Source organism: Escherichia albertii NBRC 107761 = DSM 17582, assembly GCF_000759775.1.
Taxonomy (GTDB): Bacteria; Pseudomonadota; Gammaproteobacteria; order Enterobacterales; family Enterobacteriaceae; genus Escherichia; species Escherichia albertii.
Window position 1 is genome coordinate 1 of sequence record NZ_BBMY01000145.1, and the last position, 11,054, is coordinate 11,054.

An 11,054-nucleotide genomic window follows, 5' to 3' on the forward strand; every position below is an offset into this window, starting at 1 on the left:
CACCTGGCGAAGGTTATTGGAACGGTTCTCTTCACCATGATCCTCTTTTTTCCACAACCCTTGCTAAAGTGGCGCTTCAGCGTGAGCAACGCTGTGCTCGCGAAGGGGATACTCTTTCTGTGACCGGACTGTTGCATCAGAAAGGTGAGGGGAAATCCGCATACTGGATAATTACACCGGATAAGCCACTCTTCTGCGTACGCGATGTCGACACTCGCGGGAGAAATTGGAATCGGCAATTACAATTAGTCCTTACGGCAGATGAACGTTCGGCATTGCGTTATTTATTAGATAAAAGCGTGGTAGTTGGTGGCGATCTTTTTCTTGCATTAGGCGATATGCATCATACTCCTCTGTTGTTGGATAATATTTTCATTCTGACATAGGCGCGGTGAGCAGTGATTACAGCCTGTCATTAATCCTTTAGTGTATTGTTGATCAATGCTACAATTTTCTTCTGTAACACCCTTTGTTCCGAGTTTATTACGAAAATCATTCCCGTAATGAGTAAGAGCAGAACTGGAGGGAAAATAATAAAACAGATAAATAGCGGTTGAATTCCCTTTTCGATAATAGAGCATATTGCACTGATTTCAGCTACGGTAGAAATTAAAAGGCATGTTATCGCAATAAATGGCAAAAAAGTGTGTGTGGAAAAATTACCATTCAGCAGGGTTTGGGGGCCACACTTACTCCATTTACCGTAGAATGTGCAAAAATTACGCTTACCTGATGAGGCCGTTTGATATCTGATTTTAATAGTGTTTTCTGAATATGAGACAGATAAATATTGATTTGCTGCCTGATTTAATTTTTGCTGTGCCTCTGATGGCATTAACTGAGTTTGAAAAGAGAATTTTGGCGGGACCGGAAACCAGATGCGAAATAAATTGAACATTATTCATCCTTGAACAGTCCACGCCTGCAGGCGTGGACGTTATCGTTATTACTTCGCCGGAATTTCTTTCAGCAGTTCAGTCAGAAGCGTCCAGTAGTGACCAACGCTTTCGATGTGAACTTGCTCATCCGGGGAGTGTGGGCCGGTGATGGTTGGCCCGATTGAAACCATGTCCATTTCTGGATACGGTTTTTTAAACAGACCACATTCCAGACCCGCGTGGATAATCTGGATGTTCGGCGTCTTGTTGAACAGACGCTGATAGGTTTCACGCACCAGATGCATTACCGGAGAGTTCGCGTCCGGCTGCCAGCCAGGATATGCGCCTTTCGCTTCGGTTTTTGCGCCTGCCAGTTTACCCAGCGAATCCAGCATGCTCACCACGTAGTCTTTACCGCTATCGATCAGAGAACGGATCAGGCAGTGGATTTCTACGTTTTCGTCAGTCATGGTCACCACACCGACGTTCAGAGAGGTTTCAACCACGCCTTTGGCTACATCGGAGTTACGGATCACCCCATTCGGGGTGGCGTTCAACAGGCGAATAAAGGTATCGCGAGAGTTGACGCTCAGCGCAGCTTTGTCGTTCGCTACAGAATCCAGCAGTAATGCCAGATTTTTCTCTTTCTCTGCCAGCTCGTTTTTCAGGATATCCTGATAGGTATTTACCAGCGATTTCAGCGCGTCGACTTTATCTGCGGCCACAGCGATGGTCGCAAAGGCTTCACGCGGGATGGCGTTACGCAATGTGCCGCCGTTGAAATCGATAAGACGCAGATCCAGTTCTTCTGCATGACCCGCCAGGAAGCGTACCAGCAATTTGTTGGCGTTACCCAGACCAACGTGGATTTCACCACCGGAGTGACCGCCTTTCAGACCTTTTAAGGTTAATGTGAAGGATTCAAAGCCAGCCGGAACCGCTTCACGATCTAAATGCAGGTTGGAGGTGAAGTCGATACCCCCCGCACAACCCATGTAGATTTCACCTTCTTCTTCGGAGTCGGTGTTAATCAGAATATCGGCCTGCAACCAGTTGCTCTGTAAGCCGAACGCGCCGTCCATGCCGGCTTCTTCGGTCATGGTCAGCAGCACTTCCAGCGGGCCGTGAACCACGTTTTCGTCAGCCAGAACCGCCAGTGCAGAGGCCATACCAATGCCGTTATCCGCACCCAGCGTGGTGCCGCGCGCTTTAACCCATTCGCCATCAATATAAGGCTGGATAGGATCTTTAGTGAAGTCATGCACGGTGTCGTTATTTTTCTGCGGCACCATATCGAGGTGGGCCTGCAAGACGACCGGTTTACGGTTTTCCATACCTGCGGTGGCAGGTTTACGAATCAGGATGTTACCTACCTGATCACGCTCGACGTGGAAGCCTTTCTCTTTTGCCCAACCAACAATGTATTCAGCAAGCTGCTCTTCATGATAGGACGGGTGAGGAATAGAACAAATTTTGGCAAAAATATCCCACAGCGGTTGTGGAGATAATTGAGACAGTTCAGACACGTTAAGTCTCCTTGTCGATCTCCCGCAAAACAGTATTGCAGGTCACAGGGTTAGCAGAAAATGTTGTCAGCACAAGTCAGGCTTGCGAGATATGTTTGAGAATACCACTTTATCCAGCGTCAGGGAGCGGCGGTGCGTAAAAAGACGCGGACTCATGTGAAATACTGGTTTTTAGTGCGCCAGATCTCTATAATCTCGTGCAACCTATTTTCCCCTCGAACACTTTTTAAGCCGTAGATAAACAGGCTGGGACACTTCACATGAGCGAAAAATACATCGTCACCTGGGACATGTTGCAGATCCATGCACGTAAACTGGCAAGCCGCCTGATGCCTTCAGAACAGTGGAAAGGCATTATTGCCGTTAGCCGTGGCGGGCTGGTACCGGGTGCGTTACTGGCGCGTGAACTGGGTATTCGTCATGTCGATACCGTTTGTATTTCCAGCTACGATCACGACAACCAGCGCGAGCTTAAAGTGCTGAAACGCGCAGAAGGCGATGGCGAAGGCTTCATCGTTATTGACGACCTGGTGGATACTGGCGGAACGGCGGTTGCGATTCGCGAAATGTATCCTAAAGCGCACTTTGTCACCATCTTCGCTAAACCGGCTGGTCGTCCGCTGGTTGATGATTATGTCATTGATATCCCACAAGATACCTGGATTGAACAGCCGTGGGATATGGGCGTCGTATTTGTTCCGCCTATTTCCGGCCGCTAATCTTTTCAACGCCTGGCTTTGCCGGGCGTTGTTCTTTTTAACTTCAGGCAGGTTACAATAGTTTCCAGTAAGTATTCCTGGAGGCTGCATCCATGACACAGGCAAACCTGAGCGAAACCCTGTTCAAACCCCGCTTTAAACATCCTGAAACGTCGACGCTAGTCCGCCGCTTTAATCACGGCGCGCAATCGCCTGTGCAGTCGGCCCTTGATGGTAAAAACATTCCCCATTGGTATCGCATGATTAACCGTTTGATGTGGATCTGGCGCGGCGTTGACCCGCGTGAAATCCTCGACGTCCAGGCGCGTATTGTGATGAGCGATGCCGAACGCACCGATGATGATTTATACGATACAGTAATTGGCTACCGCGGCGGCAACTGGATTTATGAGTGGGCTACCCAGGCGATGGAATGGCAGCAGAAAGCTTGTGCGGAAGAAGATCCACAAGTCAGCGGGCGTCACTGGTTGCATGCAGCCACACTGTATAACATCGCCGCCTATCCGCACCTGAAAGGGGACGATCTGGCGGAGCAAGCCCAGGCGTTGTCAAACCGCGCTTATGAAGAGGCAGCGCAACGTCTGCCAGGAAGTATGCGGCAAATGGAGTTCACTGTTCCAGGCGGTGCGCCCATCACTGGTTTTTTGCATATGCCAAAAGGCGATGGGCCATTCCCGACAGTATTAATGTGTGGCGGGCTGGATGCAATGCAAACAGATTATTACTCCCTTTATGAGCGCTATTTTGCACCGCGCGGCATTGCGATGTTGACTATTGATATGCCTTCGGTCGGTTTTTCTTCAAAATGGAAGCTCACCCAGGACTCCAGTCTTCTGCATCAGCATGTTTTAAAGGCGTTGCCGAATGTGCCGTGGGTAGATCACACGCGCGTCGTGGCCTTTGGTTTCCGTTTTGGCGCTAACGTTGCTGTGCGTCTGGCTTACCTTGAATCACCGCGTTTGAAAGCGGTGGCTTGCCTTGGTCCGGTAGTTCATACCTTGTTAAGTGACTTTCAGTGCCAGCAACAGGTGCCGGAAATGTACCTTGACGTTCTGGCGAGTCGTTTAGGGATGCACGATGCTTCAGACGACACTTTGCGCGTAGAGCTGAACCGCTATTCGTTAAAAGTGCAAGGGTTGCTGGGGCGTCGCTGTCCAACGCCAATGTTATCAGGTTACTGGAAGAACGATCCTTTTAGCCCGGAAGAGGACTCGCGGTTAATCGCTTCGTCATCTGCTGACGGTAAATTGTTAGAGATTCCGTTCAATCCGGTGTATCGGAATTTTGACAAAGCGCTTCAGGAAATCACCAACTGGATCGAAAAACGATTGTGTTAAAAATTTGCTAAATTTTACCAGTTTGGTAAAACAGTTGCTTCACAACAGGAGATCGCAATGACGTTACCGAGTGGGCACCCGAAAAGCAGATTGATCAAAAAATTTACCGCGCTTGGCCCGTATATCCGTGAAGGTAAGTGTGAAGATAATCGATTCTTTTTCGATTGTCTGGCTGTATGTGTCAACGTGAAGCCTGCGCCAGAAGTGCGTGAGTTCTGGGGCTGGTGGATGGAACTGGAAGCGCAGGAATCTCGTTTTACCTACAGCTACCAGTTTGGTTTATTCGATAAAGCTGGCGACTGGACGCATGTTCAGGTAAACGATGCAGAAGTGATTGAGCGACTGGAGTACACCCTGCGTGAGTTTCATGAAAAGCTGCGTGAACTGTTGGGAACGTTAAGTCTGAAACTGGAGCCGGCAGATGATTTTCGTGATGAGCCGGTGAAGTTAACGGCGTGACTGACATGTACCGGGTTAGATGCTCGTACATCTAACCCGGCCTGGAATATTAGTTTTTGTAGGCCGGATAAGGCGTTCTCGTTGCATCCGGCAATATTCGTTAAAATTGATATGTCATTCCAACCGCGACAATATCATCATTATTAATATTCAACTTGTTATTGCTATCCAGTTGGTTGATTTTATAATCAACAAACGCTGACATATTTTTGTTGAAAAAATATGTTGCACTGACATCAATATAATTGACCAGATCCTCATCACCGATGCCTTCAATATCTTTTCCTTTTGATAATACATAACCTAACGATGGACGCAGACCAAAATCAAATTGATATTGCGCGACGGCTTCAAAGTTTTGTGTTTTATTAGCAAAACCGCCAGAAATTGGCGTCATGTTACGTGTTTCAGAATAAAAAGTTGCCAGGTAAATATCGTTGGCGTCATATTTCAGGCCTGTTGCCCATGCTTCTGCGCGTTTGCCTGTACCACGGCTTTGCAGGTTTTGCTCATTGGTGCGGTCAGAATTAGTATAGGCTCCGCTGATGGCAAAATCGCTGCCGCCAAAGTCATAACTCAGTGAAGTACCGAATCCATCACCGTTTTGTTTTTTTACATCACGGTTTTCGTTTTTTCCTTGATATTGCAGGGTTAAGTTCAGGCCATCTACAATGCCGAAGAAGTCAGTATTACGATAAGTTGCCAGTCCGCTGGCGCGCTTGGTCATAAAGTTGTCGGTTTGTGCGGAGGAATCGCCACCAAATTCCGGGAACATATCGGTCCAGGCTTCTACGTCATATAACGCGCCCAGGTTACGACCATAATCAAAAGAACCCAAATCTTTATATTTCAACCCGGCAAACGCGAGGCGCGTTTTTTGCTGTGTGGTATCGCTTTCAGCTTTATTCCCGGCAAACTCCGCTTCCCATCGACCATAACCGGTTAGTTGATCGTTAATTTGAGTTTCGCCTTTAAAACCAAAACGGATATAGCTCTGGTCGCCATCTTTATTGTCATTATCACTGATATAATGCATGGCCTTAACTTTGCCATAAATATCCAGTTTATTACCATCCTTGTTATAAACCTCTGCGGCTTGAACAGATGCAGATGCCACAATTCCCATTACCATTAATGCCAGTGTACTCTTTTTCATTTTCATTCCTGATTTTAATTAACGCGCAAATATTCGTCGGGAGCGTCCCGTTGAAAGCAGGAAAGTTTTTAACGTGGAATTGTTAAATTTATATTACAGGGTAATAATATTCTTAAAATAGGGTAATTTATTAAATCTGTAATAAAAACGTAAACCACTGCCGCTACGCTTGCTGATCCCGCGCAATAAAACGCCCTGCTTTTTTCGCAGATGGTTGGCAACCGGCGACAGTCCTGCTAAAACGTTCGTTTGATATCATTTTTCCTAAAATTGAATGGCAGAGAATCATGAGTGACAGCCAGACGCTGGTGGTAAAACTCGGCACCAGTGTGCTAACAGGCGGATCGCGCCGCCTGAACCGTGCCCATATCGTTGAACTTGTTCGCCAGTGCGCGCAGTTACATGCCGCCGGGCATCGGATTGTAATCGTGACGTCGGGTGCGATCGCCGCCGGACGTGAGCACCTGGGTTACCCGGAACTGCCAGCGACTATCGCCTCGAAACAACTTCTGGCGGCGGTAGGGCAGAGCCGACTGATTCAACTGTGGGAACAACTGTTTTCGATTTACGGCATTCACGTCGGGCAGATGCTGCTGACGCGTGCGGATATGGAAGACAGAGAACGTTTTCTTAACGCCCGCGATACCCTGCGTGCGCTGCTCGACAACAATATTGTTCCGGTAATTAATGAAAACGACGCCGTGGCGACGGCGGAAATTAAAGTCGGTGATAACGACAACCTCTCGGCGCTGGCGGCGATTCTGGCGGGAGCTGATAAACTGTTGTTGCTGACCGATCAAAAAGGTTTGTATACCGCTGACCCTCGCAGCAATCCGCAGGCAGAACTGATTAAAGATGTGTATGGCATTGATGACGCACTGCGCGCAATTGCTGGCGACAGCGTTTCTGGCCTCGGAACCGGCGGCATGAGCACTAAGTTGCAGGCCGCTGACGTGGCTTGCCGTGCGGGTATCGACACCATTATTGCTGCTGGCAGCAAACCGGGAGTGATCGGCGACGTGATGGAAGGCATTTCCGTTGGTACGCTGTTCCACGCTCAGGCAACACCTTTAGAAAACCGCAAACGCTGGATTTTCGGTGCGCCGCCTGCGGGTGAAATCACCATTGATGAAGGGGCGACCGCTGCCATTCTTGAGCGCGGCAGCTCTCTGTTACCGAAAGGCATTAAAAGCGTGAGCGGTAACTTCTCGCGTGGTGAAGTGATTCGTATCTGTGACCTTGAAGGGCGCGATATCGCCCACGGCGTTAGCCGTTATAACAGCGATGCATTGCGTCGCATTGCCGGACACCACTCGCAGGAAATTGATGCAATACTGGGATATGAATATGGCCCGGTTGCTGTTCACCGTGATGACATGATTACCCGTTAAGGAGCAGGCCGATGCTGGAACAAATGGGCATTGCCGCGAAGCAAGCCTCGTATAAATTAGCGCAACTCTCCAGCCGCGAAAAAAATCGCGTGCTGGAGAAGATTGCCGATGAACTGGAAGCGCAGAGCGAAAGCATCCTTAAAGCGAATTCTCTGGATGTTGCCGATGCTCGTGCCAATGGCCTTAGCGAAGCGATGCTTGATCGCCTGGCACTGACGCCAGCCCGTCTGAAAAGCATCGCTGACGATGTGCGCCAGGTGTGTAACCTCGCCGATCCGGTTGGGCAGGTGATTGACGGCGGTGTGCTGGACAGCGGTCTGCGTCTGGAGCGTCGTCGTGTGCCGCTGGGGGTGATTGGTGTAATTTATGAAGCGCGTCCGAATGTGACGGTAGACGTCGCTTCGCTGTGCCTGAAAACCGGTAATGCGGTGATCCTGCGCGGTGGCAAAGAGACCTGCCGTACTAATGCTGCAACGGTAGAGGTCATTCAGGATGCGCTGAAAACCTGCGGTTTACCGGCTGGCGCCGTACAGGCGATTGATAATCCTGATCGCGCGCTGGTCAGTGAAATGTTGCGTATGGATAAATACATCGACATGCTGATCCCACGTGGTGGTGCTGGCCTGCATAAACTGTGTCGTGAACAATCGACGATTCCGGTGATCACTGGCGGTATTGGTGTCTGCCATATTTACGTTGATGAGAGTGCAGAGATTTCTAATGCACTGAAAGTGATCGTCAACGCGAAAACTCAGCGTCCAAGCACGTGTAATACGGTAGAAACGTTGCTGGTAAATAAAAACATTGCGGATAGCTTCCTGCCTGCATTAAGCAAGCAAATGGCTGAAAGTGGTGTGACGCTACATGCCGATGCTGTCGCACTGGCGCAATTGCAGGCAGGACCTGCGAAGGTGGTGGCGGTTAAAGCTGAAGAGTATGACGATGAGTTTCTGTCATTAGACTTGAATGTCAAAATCGTCAGCGATCTGGACGACGCCATCGCCCATATTCGTGAACACGGTACGCAACACTCTGACGCTATCCTGACGCGGGATATGCGTAACGCCCAGCGTTTTGTTAACGAAGTGGATTCCTCCGCGGTGTATGTTAACGCTTCAACGCGTTTCACCGATGGTGGTCAGTTTGGTTTGGGGGCGGAAGTGGCGGTAAGCACACAAAAACTCCACGCGCGCGGCCCAATGGGGCTGGAAGCGCTGACCACCTACAAATGGATCGGCATCGGTGATTACACCGTTCGCGCGTAAATAAAATCGGGTGATGCAAAAGTAGCCGTTTGATTCACAAGGCCATTGACGCATCGCCCGGTTAGTTTTACTCTTCTACCCCGTGATTCACGTTCGTGAACATGTTCTTTCAGGGCCGATATAGCTCAGTTGGTAGAGCAGCGCATTCGTAATGCGAAGGTCGTAGGTTCGACTCCTATTATCGGCACCATATAAAGCAATGAGTTACACATCATTAGTGCCTTCCTTATTTTTTGACTGGGACAAATTTGGGACCAATGGGTTCAGAATCGAGTCTATTTGCCGTGCGTGTTCGGTAAGGTGATCAGGTGCGAGGTGAGCATATCGACGAACCATTTCGATAGACTCCCAGCCTCCCATTTCCTGTAACACTGACAACGGGACTCCGGCTTGAACCAGCCAACTTGCCCAAGTGTGTCTCAAGTCGTGAAATCTGAAATCATCAATACCTGCTCGTCTCAGCGCCGCTTTCCAGGCTGTGTTTGCGTCATACCGCATCTTCCTGACCGTTGGCGCTTTCGTTCCGTCTGGTTTGGTACAGCTTTCCTTGTACACAAATACCCAACGGTGATGATTCCCGATTTGTTTTTTCAATACGCGACATGCAGTATCATTCAGCGCAACGCCAATTGCGCGGTTTGATTTACTCTCTTCCGGGTTTATCCATGCCACCCGGCGCTGCATGTCTATTTGTTGCCATTCAAGGTTGATGATGTTCGAGCGTCTTAAGCCTGTTGCCAGTGCAAATTCAACAACAGACTTTAATGGCTCCGGACATTCATCAATCAGCCTTTGTGCTTCATGAGGCTCCAGCCAGCGGATCCGTTTATTCTTTGGTTGAGGCACTTTAATAATTGGTGCTTTATCCAGCATTTTCCATTCACGCTCTGCGGCTCTTAGCAGGGCCTTTATAAATGAAAGATGCGTTGCCTTCGTTGCAACGGACGCTGGTTTTGGCGTGTATTCTGGAACAGGTTTCCCTTTTTTTCTGCATGCTTCTGCCCTGAGTTTCCAGTTTTCCTCATGACGCCGGTTCGTCATTTTCTGCATCGCGGAATAAATTTTTGATTCAGTGATGTCTCTTAGTTGCATCCCTGCGAAATGTTGAAGCCAGAATCCGATCCGGCTTTTGTCATCGTCCAGTGATTTCTTATGTGCTTTCTCTTCGAGCCACCTGACACACGCTTCCTCAAACGTCATATCAGGTATTTCACCAAGTTTGCTGACCCGCCATGCTTCAGCCTTTAGCTTGTCATGGAGCTCTGTCGCCTGCCTTTTGTCCTTTGTTCCAAGAGACTGTTTAAATCTTTTACCGTTCGGCAATGTGAAACTGGCGTACCATATTTCACTTCTGCGGAAGAGTGACATTTTCTTTCCTCTGTTATGCCATCACCCGCGCTCACCTTGATAGTATGCAGCGGAGACTGAAGCGCCGCAATGCAGGCTTGTCGCGTTGTGAGGTAAGGAGATTTTGGTTTAGTGGGGTCTTTGCGTGTTGCCTGTAGGCGGCCTGTTCGTATCCAGTTGGTGGCGGTTGGTCTGGATATCTTAAGAAACTGACAGGCCTCATCGAGTGTGAGGCTGTATGATTCCATGGTTACCTCTGCTTTTTGAACGCATGTCACGTAACTTCTTAATGTGTTCTGCCGTTTCGATCTCTACTGCTATCCGATCTGCATCAGCTTTATTCACAGGTTCAAAGTCATGATTAAAGCGGAACATGCTGGCGATACATGTTCTGCCTTTTCGGATGTAGTGAACTTTGTTGTGGGTAGAACGCAGGATTTTGCAGGGAGTGCCGTGGTGGTCGACGTACCAGGTGTTAGGCAAAATGATTCTGAACATTTTTACACCTCAGTTGGACGATGTTGAAATTTGCTCCTTTGAGGTCATCACAATCCCCATTGTTTGTTCTTAAGTTCGATCTCCTCCTGGCAACTTGCACAAGTCCGACAACCCTGAACGGCCAGGCGTCTTCGTTCATCTATGGGATCGCCACACTTACAACAATGAGTGGCAGATATAGCCTGGTGGTTCAGACGACGCATTTTTATTGCTGTATTGCGCTGTAATTCTTCGATTTCTGATGCTGAATCAATGATGTCTGCCATCTTCCATTAATCCCTGAATTGTTGGTTAATACGCTTGAGAGTGAATGCGAATAATAAAAAAGGAGCCTGTAGCTCCCTGATGATTTTGCTTTTCATGTTCACCGTTCCTTAAAGACGCCGTTTAACATACCGATTGCCAGACTTAAGTGAGTCGGTGTGAATCCCATCAGCGTTACCGTTTCGCGGTGCTTCTTCAGTACGCTACGGCGGTG

The 11,054-nt window shown here is 48.8% G+C and carries 13 protein-coding genes, 1 tRNA gene and 1 pseudogene; 7 read left to right on the top strand and 8 right to left on the bottom strand.

All coding sequences use genetic code 11. From position 1 onward, the window contains the following. The coding region (locus EA14781_RS19675; protein WP_042336092.1) for a DUF4431 domain-containing protein at positions 1-386 on the top strand (386 nt) is incomplete at its 5' end. A gap of 29 nt (positions 387-415) precedes the next feature. On the opposite strand, the gene EA14781_RS19680 is transcribed toward EA14781_RS19675, so the two are convergent. Both EA14781_RS19680 and pepD read right to left on the bottom strand, forming a co-directional pair. Continuing rightward, positions 416-898 carry a hypothetical protein gene (locus EA14781_RS19680; RefSeq protein WP_000482546.1) on the bottom strand — a complete coding sequence of 161 codons (483 nt, stop codon included), beginning with the start codon at positions 896-898 and terminating at the stop codon, positions 416-418. A 48-nt stretch (positions 899-946) separates the two neighbouring features. Further along, positions 947-2,404, bottom strand: a complete 1,458-nt coding sequence (gene pepD, locus EA14781_RS19685; protein ID WP_001292996.1) for a cytosol nonspecific dipeptidase — start codon at positions 2,402-2,404, stop codon at positions 947-949. A gap of 260 nt (positions 2,405-2,664) precedes the next feature. Here pepD and gpt point away from each other — a divergent pair, with 260 nt between their 5' ends. The 3 genes from gpt to crl all read left to right on the top strand — a co-directional run bounded on the left by gpt (position 2,665) and on the right by crl (position 4,919). Further along, positions 2,665-3,123 (top strand): xanthine phosphoribosyltransferase, encoded by a 459-nt coding sequence (gene gpt, locus EA14781_RS19690; protein ID WP_001291989.1) that lies wholly within the window; start codon positions 2,665-2,667, stop codon positions 3,121-3,123. A gap of 92 nt (positions 3,124-3,215) precedes the next feature. Next, complete coding sequence (gene frsA / locus EA14781_RS19695) at positions 3,216-4,460, top strand: esterase FrsA (RefSeq protein ID WP_000189568.1); 1,245 nt, start codon at positions 3,216-3,218, stop codon at positions 4,458-4,460. 57 nt (positions 4,461-4,517) lie between these two features. Continuing rightward, positions 4,518-4,919 carry a sigma factor-binding protein Crl gene (gene crl / locus EA14781_RS19700; protein WP_000174680.1) on the top strand — a complete coding sequence of 134 codons (402 nt, stop codon included), beginning with the start codon at positions 4,518-4,520 and terminating at the stop codon, positions 4,917-4,919. Positions 4,920-5,019: 100 nt separating this feature from the next. Here the strand turns inward: crl and phoE are convergent, their stop codons facing one another. Then, a complete protein-coding gene (phoE, locus tag EA14781_RS19705; RefSeq protein WP_000749853.1) occupies positions 5,020-6,075 on the bottom strand; it encodes a phosphoporin PhoE in 1,056 nt (351 codons plus the stop codon). A gap of 287 nt (positions 6,076-6,362) precedes the next feature. Here phoE and proB point away from each other — a divergent pair, with 287 nt between their 5' ends. From proB to EA14781_RS19720, 3 genes are all read left to right on the top strand, one after another. Next, on the top strand, positions 6,363-7,466 hold the full coding sequence (proB, locus tag EA14781_RS19710; RefSeq protein WP_001285285.1) for a glutamate 5-kinase: 1,104 nt from the start codon (positions 6,363-6,365) through the stop codon (positions 7,464-7,466). Between the two features lie 11 nt (positions 7,467-7,477). Continuing rightward, positions 7,478-8,731 (top strand): glutamate-5-semialdehyde dehydrogenase, encoded by a 1,254-nt coding sequence (gene proA, locus EA14781_RS19715; protein ID WP_000893294.1) that lies wholly within the window; start codon positions 7,478-7,480, stop codon positions 8,729-8,731. Between the two features lie 114 nt (positions 8,732-8,845). Continuing rightward, a tRNA-Thr gene (locus EA14781_RS19720) sits at positions 8,846-8,921 on the top strand. Positions 8,922-8,935: 14 nt separating this feature from the next. On the opposite strand, the gene EA14781_RS19725 is transcribed toward EA14781_RS19720, so the two are convergent. The 5 genes and pseudogenes from EA14781_RS19725 to EA14781_RS25500 all read right to left on the bottom strand — a co-directional run. Further along, positions 8,936-10,054 (bottom strand): tyrosine-type recombinase/integrase, encoded by a 1,119-nt coding sequence (locus EA14781_RS19725; protein ID WP_241685417.1) that lies wholly within the window; start codon positions 10,052-10,054, stop codon positions 8,936-8,938. After that, positions 9,976-10,326: a helix-turn-helix domain-containing protein gene (locus EA14781_RS25855; protein WP_000446903.1), complete on the bottom strand. Its 351-nt coding sequence runs from the start codon at positions 10,324-10,326 to the stop codon at positions 9,976-9,978. Before EA14781_RS25855 ends, EA14781_RS19725 begins: the two co-directional genes overlap by 79 nt. Beyond that, positions 10,298-10,576: a DUF4222 domain-containing protein gene (locus tag EA14781_RS19730; protein ID WP_000488420.1), complete on the bottom strand. Its 279-nt coding sequence runs from the start codon at positions 10,574-10,576 to the stop codon at positions 10,298-10,300. Before EA14781_RS19730 ends, EA14781_RS25855 begins: the two co-directional genes overlap by 29 nt. Positions 10,577-10,623: 47 nt before the next feature. Then, the gene (locus EA14781_RS19735; RefSeq protein ID WP_000763368.1) at positions 10,624-10,842 is read right to left on the bottom strand and encodes a TraR/DksA family transcriptional regulator; all 219 of its coding nucleotides are present in this window, start codon (positions 10,840-10,842) and stop codon (positions 10,624-10,626) included. A 98-nt stretch (positions 10,843-10,940) separates the two neighbouring features. Next, positions 10,941-11,054 (bottom strand): annotated as a pseudogene (locus EA14781_RS25500) (cell division protein ZapA); the annotation flags it as partial.

What these genes read in the sequence shown, in the direction of transcription:
- proA (WP_000893294.1), top strand. Translation starts at nt 7,478, where the DNA reads ATGCTGGAACAAATGGGCATTGCCGCGAAGCAAGCCTCGTATAAATTA.
- proB (WP_001285285.1), top strand. Translation starts at nt 6,363, where the DNA reads ATGAGTGACAGCCAGACGCTGGTGGTAAAACTCGGCACCAGTGTGCTA.
- frsA (WP_000189568.1), top strand. Translation starts at nt 3,216, where the DNA reads ATGACACAGGCAAACCTGAGCGAAACCCTGTTCAAACCCCGCTTTAAA.
- crl (WP_000174680.1), top strand. Translation starts at nt 4,518, where the DNA reads ATGACGTTACCGAGTGGGCACCCGAAAAGCAGATTGATCAAAAAATTT.
- EA14781_RS25855 (WP_000446903.1), bottom strand. Translation starts at nt 10,326, where the DNA reads ATGGAATCATACAGCCTCACACTCGATGAGGCCTGTCAGTTTCTTAAG.
- phoE (WP_000749853.1), bottom strand. Translation starts at nt 6,075, where the DNA reads ATGAAAAAGAGTACACTGGCATTAATGGTAATGGGAATTGTGGCATCT.
- EA14781_RS19680 (WP_000482546.1), bottom strand. Translation starts at nt 898, where the DNA reads ATGTTCAATTTATTTCGCATCTGGTTTCCGGTCCCGCCAAAATTCTCT.
- EA14781_RS19730 (WP_000488420.1), bottom strand. Translation starts at nt 10,576, where the DNA reads ATGTTCAGAATCATTTTGCCTAACACCTGGTACGTCGACCACCACGGC.
- EA14781_RS19735 (WP_000763368.1), bottom strand. Translation starts at nt 10,842, where the DNA reads ATGGCAGACATCATTGATTCAGCATCAGAAATCGAAGAATTACAGCGC.
- gpt (WP_001291989.1), top strand. Translation starts at nt 2,665, where the DNA reads ATGAGCGAAAAATACATCGTCACCTGGGACATGTTGCAGATCCATGCA.